Consider the following 16,728-nt stretch of genomic DNA (forward strand, 5'->3'; position numbering starts at 1 on the left):
TCATTGCTGTGGCAAACGCAAACAAACTCACGCTCTTCATCGTCATTTTTATGCTGATGGGGATCCTCTCCGGCGCGGCTATCCATGCCTACGCGACGCCAACCACCGTCTCCGCCTGGGCGGACAATATTACGCTGCTCACCGATCTGTTTCTGCGGTTGATCAAAATGGTCATCGCGCCGTTGGTGTTCAGCACCCTGACGGTCGGCATTATGCGCCTCGGCGAGACGGCGACCATCGGCCGGGTAGGCGGCAAGGCGATGGTCTGGTTCATCACCTCCTCGGTATTATCCATTCTCGTCGGGCTGGTGATCGTCACCTTCCAGCACCCGGGCGCCGGGTTAAACCTGACGGTGCCGAAAGAGGCGGTGGATACCGGCCTGGCGGTCAGCGGCATGAGCCTGAAAGGATTCCTGTCGCACACTATCCCCACCAGCATCACCGAGGCGATGGCCAACAACGAGATCCTGCAGATCGTGGTGTTCTCGATGTTCTTCGGCATCGCCGGCGCGTCGCTGGGGGAGAAGTTTAATGCTCCGCTGGTGGCGGCCCTTAACGTGGTGTCGCACATTATGCTGAAGGTGACGGGCTATGTGATGTACGTTGCGCCGCTGGCCATCTTCGCCGCCATCTCGTCGGTGATTGCCTCCCAGGGGCTGGGGATCCTGCTCAACTATGCTTCGTTCATCGGCGGCTACTACCTGGCGGTGCTGTTGACCAGCGCGGTGCTGATTGCCGTCGGCTATATGGTGCTGAAAAAAGAGGTTTTCCGCCTGCTGAACATGCTGAAAGATCCGGTGCTGGTGGCCTTTACCACCAGCAGCTCGGAAGCGGCCTATCCGAAGACCCTCGAGCGACTGGTGAAGTTTGGCTGCTCGCGCAATATCGTCTCGTTCGTCCTGCCGATTGGCTACTCGTTCAACCTCGTTGGCTCGATGGTCTACTGCTCCTTCGCCGCGATGTTTATCGCCCAGGCCTATAACGTGCCGCTGAGCTTTAGCGAGATTACGGTCATGATGCTGACCCTGATGCTGGCCTCGAAAGGTATCGCCGGGGTGCCGCGTTCGGCGCTGGTGGTGCTGGCGGCGACGATCCCCAGCTTCAATATACCGGTCGCCGGGATCCTGCTGCTGATGGGTATCGACCATTTCCTCGACATGGGGCGCTCTGCCATCAACGTGCTGGGTAATGGCATCGCCACCGCGATGCTGTCGAAAAATGAAGGGTTGCTGACCGACGAGGAAGCGCAGCCGGACTGGGAAGTGGAGAAAGCGGAAGCCTGATCCTGCCGCGCCCTTTCACTGAGGGCGCTATTCCACACGGAAAAAGACCCCTGACAGGCACGTCAGGGGCAATGTGACGAAGTATCAGTTTTCCTCGTGTAGCGTGTTTTTTATTATATAAAGACGGGCGGTAACGTCTTTATACCGAGGAAGCGTCAGAGTTTAACGTTATGTCCGCCAGCGCTGGATATTTTTTAGCATCCTGCGGCTATTTTCGGATTTCCGACAATATAGCCAGGTCAATATCTTATTTTTTTTGTGCTGCTGTTTGCCTACCAGCGCTCACGTAAAAGATTCATAAACTGGAAAAATTCATGATTATTATTCAGGCTGTATTTTTCCATGATCTTATTCTTATGATAGGCGGCGGTGCGGGGACTCACACGCTGCAGGGCGGCGATTTTACTCATATCCAGCCCTTCGAGAATACCGTGCACTACGGCGGTCTGCGATCGCGATAACACGCGATGCGGACAGCTGGCGCAGCTGAGTTCCCGGCCTGCGGCGTCGGTAGCCGTGGGGGTCATACAATGCTGGAGCTCGCTTTTAATGATCGTCAGCAATTGCGGAATACTGGCCGTTTTTAGCGAAACAAAAATGACCCCTTTCAGGCAGTTAATCATGAACTCATCTTCCGGCAGCTGGTCATAGCTATGGAGGATAATCAGCGAGCTTCCTCTTTTTCTGTTCTTAATCAGGGTATTACACAGGTATATTTCCCCGGGGATCACTTCGCAGATAATGATATCTTCAGCTGACAGATCGGTGTTACGCCAGGAAAAACGCGCCCGCAGATCGCCCCGGGTGAGGTCATTGACCATGGCTACCAGCGATTCACGGACAAAGGCGTTGCGGGTGTTGATGGTGACATTAATGTTTCTCATGGCGTTATTTCCTTACGCAAAACATAACGCCATGCTGTGACAAATCCTCCGGGCGTATGCGGTGTGTTGAAGATATAAAAGTACCTACAATAATTTTTTATTATTTTAAAGTGAATTATTTACGACGCATCGAACGCTTATCGTTAAAAGTCAATTTCTGCCGCCTCCTGTCTTTCAGATAGGAAATAAAACTGTATACAGAGATGCTGAAGAAAAAAATGCATAGCAATAAAACTAACCACGTTTGCATGGCCATCGTTTTTACCCTGATTGTGTTGCATGGTGTCAGAATTTGCCGCGAACGGCTAATACGTTTTGTTATATGCTTTTCTGTCCCGTGAAAATCTTACGCCATCATCCTGATGTGCTAGTACTATAAGAAAGTTCTTAAGGTCATCGTCAGTCTCATTCCTCTCATTTCTCTCAGAAAATGAGAAAAATTAACACTTACGAGTTTTTTATATCCCGCGCGGCCGCCGACGCGCCCCGTCGTTCAGGAAATAAAGGCCAGTCCCTTACCAAAGATTGCGCGAACGGGCAGGTGGATCCCCTGCTGGCGTGCCTTGTGACGCAGGCGGCTAACCACCACGTCGATCCGGTGCAGGTCAGGCTCGCTTTCATGGGAAAACAGGCAGGCATGGAGATCCAGTTTGCTGCACACTTCGTTGCGATTGCGCATCAGGAGCTCCACCAGGCGATATTCCTGCTGGGTTAATTCCAGCGTCCGGGCGTCGGGTGAAATCAGTTTATCCTCTTGCAGACGCCAGCTGCCGGGGGAGACGGCCGGCGGCGTGCCGATCGCCTCCGCAGGCGGAGCCGTCGGACGGTCCTGGCGCAGGCGCGCGCCGAGGGCGGTGAGGGTCTCGGCAAGATGGGCGAAGTTTACCGGTTTGATCAGATAGGCATCGGCTCCAAGGCTCAGCGCCTGCAGTTTATCCTGCTGCTGGCCGCGGGCGCTGACCACCACCAGACCGTAGTGCCCCAGCTCATGCAGATAGTTCAGTACGCTGAAGCCATCCTCGCCGGGCAGGCCGATATCAACCAGCACGATATCCACCGGATGGCTGTGCAGTTGCCGCCAGAAGGCTTCGGCGCTACGCGTCCCCCACACCTCGAAGCCGCGATAGCCCAGCCAGGCCAGCAGTTCATCCAGCAGATCGGCGTTATCTTCAATTATCGCCAGCCGTAAAGCCATACGTCGTTCTCCTCTTAAGCAACCGTGGGGAGGGTGAGAATAAAGGTGCAGCCGTCCGGGCCATGCTCGGCCAGCCACAGTTTGCCATCATGAGCCTGCACTATCTGACGCGCAACATACAGTCCGAGACCGGTGCCGCCTGGCACCGGCGATGTGTGCTCGCCGCGGCGGTAGCGCTCAAAGATCAGTTCCGCCTGTCCGGCGGGGAGTCCCGGGCCGTGGTCGCGAATGCGTAGCTCCGTTTGCCCGGCATCGGAATGAATATCGATGGCGATTTCACCGGGGGGCGAATACTTGACGGCGTTATCCAGCAGATTAGCGATGGCGATGCACAGCAGGCCGGCATCGGCCTGCAGCTGCGGGCTTTCCACCGCGCCGTGCTGGCGGATGTTCAGGTAGTGATCATGGGAGATGGCCACCACCGAGGCGGCCATGTTGATCACCGTCAGCAGGGCGGTCTGCTGGCGCTCGACGTGCAGATCGTGGGAGGCGAGCCGGGCGTCGGCAAGGCAGTTATCGGTGAGCTGCACCAGGCGGGTGGCGGCGCGGCCGATGCGATCGAAGCGCGCCTCCTGGCTGGTCGAGGCCGCCGAGAGGCGAAGATTCTCCAGCGCCGCCTGGATCACCGCCAGCGGGGTGCGGAATTCGTGCGCCACCATGCCCATAAACTGCCGCTGGTGGAAGCTGGCTTCACGCTCAATCTGCAGTTCGCGCGCCAGGCGCTGCTTCTGCTCCAGCTGGCGGTTTTCAGCACGCACCCGCAGGATGGCAATGATCAGCACCGTAATGATGTGGACGATCAGCGCGTACTGCCAGAGGGAATAGATCGCCATATGGAACGGGATAATCCCATGGATCGACAACTGCACCAGCACCGCGGCGACGACATAGAACGGCGGCAGCAGACCCAGCAGCAGGGTGGTACGGTCGATAGCTTTTTTGCGCCACAGCCACCAGGAGGTGAACAGCAGCACCGGGGTGATAATGATGAATACTACCCCTTCAATCTGCATCGCGAAGCCGTAAAACCCGAGCGGAATACTGACCTGCAGTACCAGGTTGAGTATCACGGCGGCGATCAGCAGCTGATGAAGTCGCGGCATATTCTTCTTCAGATCAAAAATCTCGCTGTGCAGCCAGAGGGCGGTGGCATAGCTGAACAGGGAGAGGCTGCTGATCATGAAGTCCTGGAACGGCAGCGCCGCGTGGCCGAAAAACCACTCCGGGAAGCCGTGCAGGGCGGCCACCAGCGGATAATTGAGCGAGAAAAGACAGATGCCCCACAGCAGACGCCGGCGCAGGGCCAGCGCCAGCCACAGCGCCACGCCGCTGGCGACGGCGGCCAGGCCGAAATAGAAGCTCCAGAACGCGGTGTCGGCGGTCGCCCGCTGTACAAATTCCTGCGGCGAAGAGAGCGAGGCCAGCAGGATCAGAGTGCTGGTGCTCTGCAGGCGAAAGACCACCTCATAGCCGGCGGCGGTCGGCGGCGGGGGGAGGATCAGCACGCTTTCGCGGTAGTGCAGGTCGCTCTCGCGGGCGCCGTCGCGGTCGCCAAAGGTGCGCTGTGCCCAGGGGGCATCGCTGCCCAGAGGCCGGTAGTAAATAGTCAGATGGTCGACAAAAGAGGGGCCTAGCTGCAGCCAGCGCGGCTCCCCGGCAAACCACGTTCCCGGCAGTTCGCTGCGCAGCCACCAGGTTTTTCGCGAATAACCAAAGGAGGGGATCTGCCGGGTGGTGGCGAGCTGGTCTGTGGGCAGGGCGGCGAAGCGATCGATGGTCATCTGGCCGCTGGCGTCCGCGTACCACTGGACCGGAATATCAATGCCCACCTGGCGCGTCGCCGCCTGCGCCTGTGGGGCGACCAGCAGCAAGAATAATCCACAGCTGAGCAGCCAGCCTGCCAGGAACTGCGGCCGGCAACGCCGGACCGCCGCGAAGATCGCAGACACCCTTTTCAATCACGCCCCCTTGCGGCATGCAAAGATTACTGACCGCAGACGTCTGGCTACGGTATGGATAATACGCCCCCGGAAGCGGGGGAGAGTGGACAGGCCTGTCCGGACGAACAGGCCATTTTGCGTGGGAGACCAGGAATATTCCAGCGTAATCTGCAGCGCCAGGATCAGGACAGACCTGCTGCGCGGCAGCGGTGGGCTGGGGTTAGCGGAAAACCACCTGCGCCCAGCGGGCCAGCCCGGCGGTTACCGAGCCAAAATCATCGCCGCCGGCCAGCGGAATCCCCGGCAACTGGGCGGTCAGCGCCTTTTTGATCAGCGGCGAGCGGGCGCTGCCGCCGGTAAGATAGATCACGTCCGGGGTGGTCTGGCTGCTGTCGAGCGCGAGCTGCACCTGTTCCATAATGCGGGTCAACGGTTGATCCAGCGCGGCTTCCAGACCCTGCTGGGCGATGGCGGTGGCCAGCTCGTCCTGAATAAACGGCAGCGCGGTTTCGACGCTGGCGGCGCTGGAGAGGGCGATTTTGCTCTCTTCGGCGCTGCGCACCAGACGATAGCTGAGACGCTGGCGCCAGACCTTCAGCAGCAGAGCCACCTTGTCGGCATCCCGGGCGCTGCGCAGCAGATCGTTAAGCAGACGGCCGTTGGCGGTGCTGTAGAAATCGCTCTGCGCCGGCACGTCGTTGATGGCCACCGCGTTCCACCACGGAAGGATCGGCAGCGCGGTGCCTTTCTCCGTTTCGCCACCCATGCCGAGAAGGGGCATCAGGCATTTGAAGGCCAGGGCAATGTCGAGATCGTTACCGCCGATGCGGCAGCCGCTGTGGCCGAGCAGGCTCTGCTGGCGGTCGGCGCGCTCCCGCCACTGCGGGCCCATCAGCAGCAGGGAGCAGTCGGTGGTCCCGCCGCCGATATCGACGACCAGCACCCGCTTTTCTTCACGGAGGGTCGCTTCGAAATCGAGCCCGGCGGCCACCGGTTCAAACTGAAAGACCACATCGCGGAAACCGGCGCGGTGGGCGGCCCGCTCAAGGATCCCCTGCGCCTGGGCGTTCGCCTCATCGCCGCCGAGGCCCTGGAAGTTAATCGGTCGGCCAATCACCGCCTGGTCGATCTGCTCGGGCAGCTGGCTTTCGGCCTGCAGCTTGATATGCAGCATCATGGCGCAGACCAGGTCTTCAAACAGGGCCACCTGCTGCGGCTTCAGCCCGCTGGCGCCGAGGAAGGATTTGGGCGATTTAACGAAGTAGACCTCTTGCGGATCTTCAACATACTGCTGCAGCGAGGCGAGACCGAACTGCACGCTGTTGCGCAGCACCTCGATGTCTTCGTCGCGGTTGGCGGCGATGGCCCGACGCAGCAGCGCCTGGTTTTCGTCGCTGTGGGTGGGGACATCATGATGGCGATAGAGCCACTCGCTGACCGCTTCGCGCGTCGGCGCGCAGAGCATGGAGGGCAGCAGGGCGCTGCCGTTTTCCAGCGTTAACAGCTGGGGGGTATTTTCCCGCATCACGGCCACCGAACAGTTGGCGGTGCCGTAGTCAAAACCAATAAACATCGTCTGCAAAATCCCCATGCCGGTGAAGAAGGGGGGCGACTTTAGCGGATCGTCGCCATGCCGACAACCGGAATTTAAAAGCAAGGCGCTGATGGTCAAGGGCGACTATCATTGAAACGCTATATAAAGGAGAGCTTATGGTGCTGTTACCCTGGACCCCGCCCTATGACTGGGCGTGGATGGTTGGTTTTCTGCAGGCGCGCGCGGTTGCCGGCGTCGAGCGTTTTCACGATGGGGGCTACAGCCGCAGCTTTGGCGTGGAAGGCCACCGCGGGCTGATTCATCTGGCGCCGGACGAAGAGGCGCAGGGCCTGCGGGTGACCCTTTCCCCGGGGCTGCAGCCGGTAGCGGAGATCTGCTATGCGCGAATTGGCCAGCTGTTTGATTTAGCCTGCGACCCGCGACAGGTCGCTCGCACGCTGGGCGACCTGGCGCAGGCGCGGCCGGGGCTGCGCCTGCCGGGGGCGCTGGATGCCTTCGAGCAGGCGGTGCGCGCGGTGCTGGGCCAGCTGGTGAGCGTGGCGATGGCCGCCCGGCTCACCGCCAAAGTGGCGGCTGGCTGGGGCGAACCGCTGGCGGAGGCGCCTGGATACGTCTTGTTCCCGACGCCAGAGGCCCTGTCCCGGGCCGATCCGCAGGCGCTTAAGGCGCTGGGGATGCCGCTGCGCCGCGCGGAGGCGCTGATCCACCTCGCCCGGGCGGCGCTCAGCGGCGAGCTGCCCCTGACGGCGCCGGCGGATATCGACGCCGGGCTGCGTCAACTGCAGACCCTGCCCGGGATTGGCCGCTGGACGGCAAACTACTTTGCCCTGCGCGGCTGGCAGGCGAAAGATATCTTTTTGCCGGATGATTACCTGATTAAACAGCGCTTTCCGGGAATGACCCCGGCCGCCATCGCCCGATATGCCCGCCGCTGGCAGCCGATGCGATCCTACGCGCTGTTGCATATCTGGTATACCGATGACTGGGCGCCGGCGGCGGAATAGCCGCCCGGGGCGCATACCACTGGTATCGGGACGCTGAAATCCCTATAATTGCCGCGTTTGGCGGTCCGCCGCCACCCTCCATCTCTATCCAGGTTAATCAGGTCGCAAAAATTTATGACTGATATGTCCCATCAGTGCGTCATTGTAGGTATCGCCGGCGCATCGGCTTCTGGCAAAAGTCTTATCGCCAGTACTCTCTATCGCGAATTGCGTGAACAAGTTGGCGACGAACATATTGGCGTCATTCCGGAAGACAGCTATTACAAAGATCAAAGCCATCTGTCGATGGAAGAGCGCGTCAAAACCAACTATGACCACCCGAGCTCAATGGACCACAGTCTGTTGTTCCAGCATTTGCAGATGCTGAAAAGCGGCCAGCCGATTGAACTGCCGGTCTATAGCTACGTCGAGCATACCCGCACGCCGAACACCATTCACGTCGAGCCGAAGAAGGTGATTATCCTTGAAGGGATCCTGCTGCTGACCGACGCGCGCCTGCGTAACGAGCTCAACTTCTCTATTTTCGTCGACACCCCGCTCGATATTTGCCTGATGCGCCGTATTAAGCGCGACGTTAACGAGCGCGGCCGCTCCATGGATTCGGTGATGGCCCAGTATCAGAAAACCGTGCGCCCGATGTTCCTGCAGTTTATTGAACCGTCGAAGCAGTATGCCGACATCATCGTGCCGCGCGGCGGCAAAAACCGCATCGCTATTGATATTCTGAAGGCCAAAATCAGTCAGTTCTTTGAATAACCTGGCCGAATTGTGTAACGTGCAAAGAGTAGCCCTGTTGCCCTCTCCGCCGCGAAGCGTGCGGGAAGCAGCCTTATAAGGAGAAAGCCCATGCGTCTGTGTGACCGAGATATCGAAGCCTGGTTGGATGAAGGGCGACTCGCCATCAATCCGCGTCCGCCCGTTGAGCGTATTAATGGCGCGACGGTTGATGTACGGCTGGGTAATAAATTTCGCACCTTCCGTGGCCACACGGCGCCGTTTATCGATTTAAGCGGCCCGAAGGCCGAGGTCAGCGCCGCGCTGGACCGGGTGATGAGCGAAGAGATCGTCCTGCCGGAAGGGGAAGCCTTTTTCCTGCATCCGGGCGAACTGGCGCTGGCGGTGACCTACGAGTCTGTCACCCTGCCTGCCGACCTGGTAGGCTGGCTGGACGGACGCTCCTCGCTGGCGCGCCTGGGGCTGATGGTGCACGTTACCGCGCACCGTATCGATCCAGGCTGGTCCGGCTGCATCGTGCTTGAGTTTTACAACTCCGGTAAGCTGCCGCTGGCGCTGCGCCCGGGGATGCCCATCGGCGCGCTGAGCTTTGAACCGTTATCGGGCCCGGCGGCCCGGCCGTATAACCGCCGTGAAGACGCCAAATATCGCGACCAGCAGGGCGCGGTGGCGAGCAGAATCGACAAGGATTGATAACGTCAACGGGGTGTTGCTGAGGGTGCCATGAGACGAATACTGACAACGCTGATGATCCTGCTGGCGGTCATTGTCGCCGGGCTTACCTCGTTGGTATTGCTGGTCAATCCCAACGATTTTCGCGCCTATATGGTGCATGAGGTGGCAGAGCGCAGCGGTTATCAGCTTGACCTTGATGGCCCGCTGCGCTGGCACGTCTGGCCGCAGCTCAGCATTCTCAGCGGACGGATGACGCTGACCGCCCGAGGCGCCGAAGAGCCGGTGATCCGCGCCGACAATATGCGCCTCGACGTGGCGCTGCTGCCGCTGCTCTCGCATCAGCTGCAGGTTAAGCAGGTGATGCTCAAGGGCGCGGTGATCCAGCTGACCCCGAAAACCGAGGCGGTTCGCGACAGCTCAGCGCCGGTGGTGCCGCATGACAACACCCTGCCGCTGGCCCCGGAGGATCGCGGATGGTCCTACGATGTGCGTCAGCTGCAGGTGGCCGACAGCGTGCTCTTCTTCCAGCACGAGAACGGCGAGCAGGTGACCGTGCGCGATATCCGTCTGCAGATGGAGCAGGATGAGAATCACCGGGCCACCGTGGATTTCTCCGGCCGGGTGAACCGCGACCAGCGCGACCTGGCGCTGAACTTCTCCGCCACCGTGCAGGGCGGCGATTATCCGCACTCCTTAAAAGCCGACTTTACCCAGCTTAGCTGGCAGCTGCGCGGCGCCGAGCTCCCACCGGACGGCATTAATGGTCAGGGGAGTCTGCAGGCCAGCTGGCAGGAAGATGACAAGACCCTGCGTTTTGACAACCTGAATCTGATGGCTAACCGCAGCACCGTTACCGGCAGCGGCAGCGTGGTGCTGGGGGATCGCCCGGACTGGTCGCTGGATTTGCACGCCACCACTCTCGATCTCGATAGTCTGCTGGCGCAAAGGTCGCCGGCGACGGACAGTAGCGCCAGTCAGCAGGGCCAGAGTCAGACACGGCCGCTGCGCCCGGTGATCGCCGACAGCGATGAGCGCGAAGATTACCAGAGCCTGCGCGGCTTCAACGGCCGAATGGCCCTGAGCGCCGACCAGCTGCAGTGGCGCGGTCTGAACTTCACCCAGGTGCAGAGCGAAATCAGCAACCAGCAGGGGCTGCTGACGGTCAGCAAAATGCAGGGCAATCTTGACGGCGGGCAGCTCTCTCTCCCTGGCACCCTTGATGCCCGCGGCGACACGCCGCTGGCGACGTTCCAGCCGGCGCTGCGGAATGTTGAGATCGGTTCGCTGATCAAAGCCTTTAACTATTCCTTAAACCTGACCGGCAAGCTGTCGCTGAGCGGCGAATTTTCCGGAACGCGCATTGACGCTGATGATTTCCGTCGCCACTGGCAGGGACAGGCTCAGCTCCAGATGGCCGATACCCGCACCGAAGGGCTGAACTTCCAGCAGCTGGTGCAGCAGGCCGTGGAGCGCAGCACCAACGTGCGGGCGCAGGAAAATTACGACAATGCCACCCGCCTGGATTCCGTGAGCAGCCGGCTGACGCTGGATAACGGGCTGGTGACGCTGAACCGCCTGCAGGGGCAGTCCGACGTGATGGCGATGACCGGCGAAGGACAGCTCGATCTGCAGAAAGAGAACTGCGATATGCGCTTCAACGTGCGCGTGCTCGGCGGCTGGAAAGGAGAGGGCAAGCTTATCGACCGCCTGAAACAGACCGCTATCCCGCTGCGCATCTACGGCGAGTGGCAGTCGCTGAGCTACAGTCTGCAGGTCGATCAGATCCTGCGCAAACAGCTGCAGGATGAAGCGAAGCAGCGCCTCAACGACTGGGTTGAGCGTAATAAAGGCAGCAAAGACGGCAACGATGCCAAAAAGCTGCTCGATAAGCTGTAATTCCCACCCCCGCGGCCCGGAAGTTTCCGGGCTGTGTTTATCGTCAAAGCGTAATGTCACAATGATGCCGGGTGGCGGCTGCGCCTGACCCGGCCCGGGATGTGCGCAATATCATCCGTTTGCGTCGCCACTTAATGTAGGCCTGATAAGCGCAGCGCCATCAGGCAGTGTGGCAGCTACGCCTGACCCGGCCTGGATTATACGGTGGGTGTCATCCCCCGATTAGTTCGCCATCCCGTAGGCCTGATAAGCGCAGCGCCATCAGGCAGTGTGGCAGCTAAGCCTGACCCGGCCTGGATTATACGGTGGGTGTCATACCCCGATTAGTTCGCCATCCCGTAGGCCTGGTAAGCGCAGCGCCATCAGGCAGTGTGGCAGCTACGCCTGACCCGGTCTGGATTATACGGTGGGTGTCATCCCCCGATTAGTTCGCCATCCCGTAGGCCTGATAAGCGAAGCGCCATCAGGCATTAAACAGGATACCTGGCTATCAATTTTACTACCCTGGATACCCCGAGCCGTTATTTATGCCTGAGAATTACACCTCATAATCCAGCTCATCCTGCTTTACCGGCGGGACGATCTGCACCTTCTGCACCCGATGGCTGTCGACCTGCAGCGTGCGCAGCGTATAACCGTCAATCTCAATGGTCTCCCCCACCTGCGGCACATGCTGCAAATACTCCATCAACAGACCGGCAACGGTGTGATACTCACGTTTATCATCCAGCGGCAGCGGAACGTACTGCACCAGGTCCTCCAACGGCATATGGCCATTGACCGTCCATGAACCGTCCTGATGATGCTGAATATCGTGCCGGGCATCGATCTCCTCCACCTCATTGGGCAGATTGCCGGCGATGGTCTCCATCACGTCGCTGAGGGTCACAATCCCCTCGACGGAGCCAAACTCATCGACCACAAAGGCAAAATGGGTGCGGGCCTGGCGGAACTGCTCGAGCGCCGAGAGGAGCGGCAGGCCCTCCGGGAAGACCAGCGGTTGACGCACCAGCGCCTGCAGATCCAGCGGCTCCTGACGCAGGGACTGCTGGAGCAGGTCAATAACATGCACCACCCCCAGCAGATCTTCATTATCTTTCCCGCCGGTGACCACCAGACGGGTATGCTGATTTTTCTCCACCAGGCTGCGGATCTCTTCCTCCGGCGCGCTGAGGTTGATGCGCTCGATATCATGGCGCGACGTCATAATACTGCTGACGCTGCGCTGATTAAGGTTCAGCACCCGCTCAATCATCAGTCTTTCCTGCGGATTAAACAGTGGATGTTGATCCTGATCGGCGACCAGCGACGCCGTGTCAGCATCCAGTTCAGCTTTTTCTTTCTGCCCGCTCAGCAGATTCATCACCGCTTCGGTAGTGCGCTGACGCAGCGTCATATTGGCGGAGAGGAAGCGACGGCGGTTAAACTGCGCCAGCTGGTTAAGCGCTTCAATCATGACCGAGAAGCCAATGGCCGCATATAAATAGCCTTTCGGAATGATAAAGCTGAAGCCTTCAGCAATCAGGCTGAAGCCGATCATCAGCAGGAAGCTCAGACAGAGGATCACGATGGTCGGGTGGCTGTTAACGAAGCGCGTCAGCGCCTTGCTGGCCATCAGCATCAGGCTGATGGCGATAACCACGGCGGCCATCATCACCGCCAGGTGATCAACCATGCCGACGGCGGTGATCACCGAGTCGAGTGAGAAGATGGCGTCGAGCACCACGATCTGCGCCACGACGGCCCAGAATTTCGCCCCTTTGCGCTGGGTGGGGTTATCGCTGTCTTTCCCCTCCAGCCGCTCATTAAGCTCGACGGTCGCTTTAAACAGCAGAAACAGGCCGCCAAACAGCATAATTAAATCGCGAGCGCTAAAGCTGAAGTCGTGAAAAACAATCAGCGGTTTGGTCAGGGTGACCAGCCAGGAGATAGAGGCCAGCAGCAGAAGACGCATGACCATCGCCAGCATCAGGCCAGTGATCCGCGCGCGGTCGCGCTGGGCGGGAGGGAGTTTCTCGGCGAGGATAGCGATAAAGACCAGGTTATCGATACCCAACACCAGTTCGATAACCACCAGCGTGACGAGACCTGCCCAGATTGACGGATCGGCAATCCATTCCATATGTATTAAAACCTGTACGACTGCGGTATGTGTTACCACGATCATGGATAAGATGAGTCTAAAATGCAATAACGACGCGGATATCGCCCTGCCGTGGATGGATATATTTCCAGTGGATTAAGCGAACCGATAAGAATTATGTTCCGGAAAAGAACAGTGAAAAAATAACACCATGGCGGCGACCATGGAATTAGCTTGCCGATATCAGAACTTTTTCCGCTGCGTTTCAGCGATGGCGGCAAAAGGGCTTCCCCCCGCGGTTCGTCACGGTGAGCGCGGATGCGCAGAGCAGAAGCGAAGCGCGAAGCCCGCTCATAAAACCGGCATAATTCATATTATGAAGTGAGTGCAGAATAGGGCGGATCGCGGTTCACCGCCGCGGATTCAGGCTAATATGTCGTCATATCCGGCTGTTTATGCTGAAATATATTGCCTGGCGAAATTTATTATCTATATCTATTCTTTCCGGGCATACGCGCGGCGCGGCGGGTCAGGCGGCCAACAGACCCCGATAGACGGGCCTCTCAGCCACATCGCGCGTCGCAAAGGAACGAGCCGCTGAATAACCTGAACGAAAATAAGATTATTCTCACTTCTAACTGTTGGTAAAAGGGAGTTGTGTGTATTCTTTTACGTGACAGTGAATTTAAGAATTTGGCGGGCAGATGCCCGGGCAGTATCCGTGTATTATCAGTTCCAATGGATTTGTGACATGTATAATTTTGCAAAACCGCGTGTTTTGCAACCAAACAGGTGAAGATGAATATGGCGAATTTGAAAGCGGTTATTCCGGTCGCAGGACTAGGCATGCATATGCTGCCGGCCACAAAGGCAATTCCAAAGGAGATGCTGCCGATCGTTGATAAGCCAATGATTCAGTACATCGTTGACGAAATCGTCGCCGCCGGGATCAAAGAGATTGTTCTGGTGACGCACTCCTCGAAGAATGCAGTGGAAAACCACTTCGACACCTCCTACGAGCTGGAAGCCCTGCTGGAACAGCGCGTGAAGCGCCAGCTGCTGGCGGAAGTGCAGGCCATTTGCCCGCCGGGCGTGACCATCATGAACGTGCGTCAGGCGCAGCCGCTGGGCCTGGGCCACTCCATCCTCTGCGCCCGCCCGGTAGTCGGCGACAACCCGTTTGTGGTGGTCCTGCCGGATATCATCCTTGACGGCGGCACCGCTGACCCGCTGCGCTATAACCTCGCCGCTATGATCGCCCGCTTTAACGAGACCGGCCGCAGCCAGGTGCTGGCGAAACGCATGCCGGGCGATCTCTCCGAATACTCCGTCATCCAGACCAAAGAGCCGATGGTGGCTGAAGGCCAGGTGGCGCGTATCGTCGAGTTTATTGAAAAACCGGACGAACCGCAGACCCTGGACTCCGATCTGATGGCGGTGGGGCGCTACGTGCTGTCAGCGGATATCTGGGCCGAACTGGAACGTACCGAGCCGGGCGCATGGGGCCGTATCCAGCTGACCGACGCCATTGCCGAACTGGCGAAGAAGCAGTCCGTCGACGCGATGCTGATGACCGGCGAAAGCTACGACTGCGGTAAGAAAATGGGCTACATGCAGGCCTTCGTTACCTACGGAATGCGTAACCTGAAAGAAGGCGCCAAATTCCGCGAAAGCATTAAAAAACTGCTGGCCTGAGTGCCAGCCTGAAACCGAGCGGCAAGGCTGAAGCATTCGTCCTGCCGCTCATAACGTTATGCAGAAATTATTCATAACGTGAATGTTATAACGATTGTAAAGAAACGTATGGCTTCGGAGACTTCTGGTAGTTTGTCTCTGGCCTCTGTGGTGCAATGGTCGGAGTAGCGGCAATAATGCTTTATGAATAGTCACTTAGTGCGACAATTCCTAAAGCGAAGGGAAAGCGGTCAACGACAGCCAAAAATAAAACTTGACTGCGATCATGTTTCCGCTTTAAACATCTCACTTGCATGCATAAAAATGTGAAATGAATTGGCATGCGAGCTGGTACAGACATTACGGATAATCCCTGAGCACGGCAGTGGACATCATCGAAGGATCACAGGTATATGAACTGGCAACTCATCTCATTTTTTGGCGATAGCACCGTTTTGCTGCCCAGCGCAGCGGCGCTGTTTATTGTCCTGATGCTGCGTAAAACGTCGCGGTTGCTGGCGTGGCAGTGGAGTTTGCTGTTCGGCATCACCGGCGCTATCGTCTGCGCCTCCAAACTGGCCTTTATGGGCTGGGGTCTGGGTATTCGCAAGCTGGATTACACCGGCTTCAGCGGCTACTCCGCGCTCTCCGCGGCCTTCTGGCCTATCTTTCTGTGGCTGCTCAGCGCTCGTTTTTCCGCGGGTTGGCAAAAAGCAGCCGTCGCCACCGGCTATATTCTGGCCGCCGTGGTGGGCTATTCGCGGCTGGTCATCCATGCGCATTCCGTCTCGGAAGTGATTGCTGGCCTGCTGCTGGGCGCTGCTGGCAGCGCTTTGTTCCTGCTGCTGCAAAAACGCACTTCTGACTGCGATTATAAGACAGTACCCTGGGGTGGAATTGCATGCTTGGTAATGGTCCCACTGATACTGTTGCATAGCGGCAGTAAAGCGCCGACACAGACCCTGCTGGGGCAAATCGCCACCGCAATTGGGCCGCTGGATAAACCTTTTACCAGAGAGGACCTGCATAAGCAGGCCTGGTAATCGCCATTTGTTTTACAGGGGAAATTAAGTTTTCGCCGGTTAATTAGACAAATCAGAAAATAATCTACTATATACCCGGTAATTGATAATTCATATTTATGAAATAATGAAGTGCTACTACATTGTTAATGCATATTGCCTGGATATAGCCGTGATCAGACGTTTCTTAAATGCGCTGAGAAAGGACCTGGAGCACGTCTGCTGAATATTCCGTTACCAGGAAACTATTAGAAATTGTAGTTGACTTAGAGGCCATCATCTGATTTTTGAATGACGCGACCTTAACATAAAAGATCTTGTTTTACAGATGGTTAGCTTCTTACTTGATAGGTTGGCAACAACGGGACACTGTCTGGCCGTTTAACTTAGTGAATAATCTTAAGTGTTGACCGCTTATTTTTTCCAATAGAAGGGCAGGCGCTATTAATTGGCAGATATTCGGTAACAAGACTCCCAATTGTGACCGAAATCCCGTAAACTTAACGCCGCAAAAATAATGGCCTGACCATTTATCACCCGCAGGCCGATTAAATACGCCGTTCAGGTAGTCAGTGCGCTGGTAGCTGTTAAGCCAGGGGCGGTAGCGTCGCTGAAATCGCCTTCTGCACCACAAAACGTCTTCTTTGAACGACTATAAAAATCGACGTACTCTGGGTGATCAACACCATGGGATATCCCAGATATCCGCATAAATGGAGTCAGGAGCGGCTGTTTAAATCGCCTGTATACCAACTTTCCCGTCTCATCGATAGCCTGTACGG

Annotated in this window: 12 protein-coding genes and 2 pseudogenes; 7 read left to right on the forward strand and 7 right to left on the reverse strand. The window is 57.8% G+C overall.

Annotation, left to right across the window (positions count from 1 at the left end):
* Positions 1 to 50 precede the first annotated feature (50 nt).
* A complete protein-coding gene (locus KB892_RS07155; RefSeq protein WP_168895374.1) occupies positions 51 to 1,283 on the forward strand; it encodes a dicarboxylate/amino acid:cation symporter in 1,233 nt (410 codons plus the stop codon).
* Between the two features lie 272 nt (positions 1,284 to 1,555).
* Here the strand turns inward: KB892_RS07155 and KB892_RS07160 are convergent, their stop codons facing one another.
* The 5 genes from KB892_RS07160 to yegD all read right to left on the reverse strand — a co-directional run bounded on the left by KB892_RS07160 (position 1,556) and on the right by yegD (position 6,875).
* Entirely contained in the window at positions 1,556 to 2,167 is a 612-nt protein-coding gene (locus KB892_RS07160; RefSeq protein ID WP_009483956.1) for a helix-turn-helix transcriptional regulator, read from the reverse strand.
* A gap of 115 nt (positions 2,168 to 2,282) precedes the next feature.
* A complete protein-coding gene (locus KB892_RS31425; protein ID WP_004180546.1) occupies positions 2,283 to 2,423 on the reverse strand; it encodes a small membrane protein in 141 nt (46 codons plus the stop codon).
* 237 nt (positions 2,424 to 2,660) lie between these two features.
* Positions 2,661 to 3,362 carry a response regulator transcription factor gene (locus tag KB892_RS07170; protein WP_072353995.1) on the reverse strand — a complete coding sequence of 234 codons (702 nt, stop codon included), beginning with the start codon at positions 3,360 to 3,362 and terminating at the stop codon, positions 2,661 to 2,663.
* A 14-nt stretch (positions 3,363 to 3,376) separates the two neighbouring features.
* Complete coding sequence (locus tag KB892_RS07175) at positions 3,377 to 5,233, reverse strand: sensor histidine kinase (RefSeq protein WP_004175214.1); 1,857 nt, start codon at positions 5,231 to 5,233, stop codon at positions 3,377 to 3,379.
* Between the two features lie 289 nt (positions 5,234 to 5,522).
* Positions 5,523 to 6,875: a molecular chaperone gene (yegD, locus tag KB892_RS07180; RefSeq protein ID WP_048290721.1), complete on the reverse strand. Its 1,353-nt coding sequence runs from the start codon at positions 6,873 to 6,875 to the stop codon at positions 5,523 to 5,525.
* 137 nt (positions 6,876 to 7,012) lie between these two features.
* On the opposite strand from yegD, the gene alkA reads away from it, so the two are divergent.
* The 4 genes from alkA (at position 7,013) to asmA (ending at position 11,167) form a co-directional block, all read left to right on the forward strand.
* Entirely contained in the window at positions 7,013 to 7,861 is an 849-nt protein-coding gene (gene alkA, locus KB892_RS07185) for a DNA-3-methyladenine glycosylase 2 (RefSeq protein ID WP_004213673.1), read from the forward strand.
* A 114-nt stretch (positions 7,862 to 7,975) separates the two neighbouring features.
* The gene (gene udk / locus KB892_RS07190; RefSeq protein ID WP_002912442.1) at positions 7,976 to 8,617 is read left to right on the forward strand and encodes a uridine kinase; all 642 of its coding nucleotides are present in this window, start codon (positions 7,976 to 7,978) and stop codon (positions 8,615 to 8,617) included.
* A gap of 90 nt (positions 8,618 to 8,707) precedes the next feature.
* Positions 8,708 to 9,289, forward strand: a complete 582-nt coding sequence (dcd, locus tag KB892_RS07195; protein WP_004151145.1) for a dCTP deaminase — start codon at positions 8,708 to 8,710, stop codon at positions 9,287 to 9,289.
* 30 nt (positions 9,290 to 9,319) lie between these two features.
* On the forward strand, positions 9,320 to 11,167 hold the full coding sequence (asmA, locus tag KB892_RS07200) for an outer membrane assembly protein AsmA (protein ID WP_040148438.1): 1,848 nt from the start codon (positions 9,320 to 9,322) through the stop codon (positions 11,165 to 11,167).
* A 538-nt stretch (positions 11,168 to 11,705) separates the two neighbouring features.
* Here asmA and KB892_RS07205 read toward each other — a convergent pair.
* On the reverse strand, positions 11,706 to 13,289 hold the full coding sequence (locus tag KB892_RS07205) for a TerC family protein (RefSeq protein ID WP_004151147.1): 1,584 nt from the start codon (positions 13,287 to 13,289) through the stop codon (positions 11,706 to 11,708).
* Between the two features lie 759 nt (positions 13,290 to 14,048).
* Between KB892_RS07205 and galF the strand changes: the two are divergent.
* Positions 14,049 to 15,022 (forward strand): annotated as a pseudogene (galF, locus tag KB892_RS07210) (GalU regulator GalF).
* Positions 15,023 to 15,337: 315 nt separating this feature from the next.
* Complete coding sequence (locus KB892_RS07215; protein ID WP_072353993.1) at positions 15,338 to 15,967, forward strand: phosphatase PAP2 family protein; 630 nt, start codon at positions 15,338 to 15,340, stop codon at positions 15,965 to 15,967.
* 540 nt (positions 15,968 to 16,507) lie between these two features.
* Here KB892_RS07215 and KB892_RS31630 read toward each other — a convergent pair.
* Positions 16,508 to 16,632 (reverse strand): annotated as a pseudogene (locus KB892_RS31630) (hypothetical protein).
* Positions 16,633 to 16,728 lie beyond the last annotated feature (96 nt).

The sequence above is a fragment of the Klebsiella sp. P1927 genome, from assembly GCF_018204675.1.
Classification (GTDB): Bacteria; Pseudomonadota; Gammaproteobacteria; order Enterobacterales; family Enterobacteriaceae; genus Klebsiella; species Klebsiella pneumoniae.

Excerpts from the sequence above, each read along its gene's own strand:
- KB892_RS07155 (WP_168895374.1), top strand. The coding sequence starts at position 51 with ATGCTGATGGGGATCCTCTCCGGCGCGGCTATCCATGCCTACGCGACG.
- KB892_RS07160 (WP_009483956.1), bottom strand. The coding sequence starts at position 2,167 with ATGAGAAACATTAATGTCACCATCAACACCCGCAACGCCTTTGTCCGT.
- KB892_RS31425 (WP_004180546.1), bottom strand. The coding sequence starts at position 2,423 with ATGGCCATGCAAACGTGGTTAGTTTTATTGCTATGCATTTTTTTCTTC.
- KB892_RS07170 (WP_072353995.1), bottom strand. The coding sequence starts at position 3,362 with ATGGCTTTACGGCTGGCGATAATTGAAGATAACGCCGATCTGCTGGAT.
- yegD (WP_048290721.1), bottom strand. The coding sequence starts at position 6,875 with ATGTTTATTGGTTTTGACTACGGCACCGCCAACTGTTCGGTGGCCGTG.
- alkA (WP_004213673.1), top strand. The coding sequence starts at position 7,013 with ATGGTGCTGTTACCCTGGACCCCGCCCTATGACTGGGCGTGGATGGTT.
- udk (WP_002912442.1), top strand. The coding sequence starts at position 7,976 with ATGACTGATATGTCCCATCAGTGCGTCATTGTAGGTATCGCCGGCGCA.
- dcd (WP_004151145.1), top strand. The coding sequence starts at position 8,708 with ATGCGTCTGTGTGACCGAGATATCGAAGCCTGGTTGGATGAAGGGCGA.
- asmA (WP_040148438.1), top strand. The coding sequence starts at position 9,320 with ATGAGACGAATACTGACAACGCTGATGATCCTGCTGGCGGTCATTGTC.
- KB892_RS07205 (WP_004151147.1), bottom strand. The coding sequence starts at position 13,289 with ATGGAATGGATTGCCGATCCGTCAATCTGGGCAGGTCTCGTCACGCTG.
- KB892_RS07215 (WP_072353993.1), top strand. The coding sequence starts at position 15,338 with ATGAACTGGCAACTCATCTCATTTTTTGGCGATAGCACCGTTTTGCTG.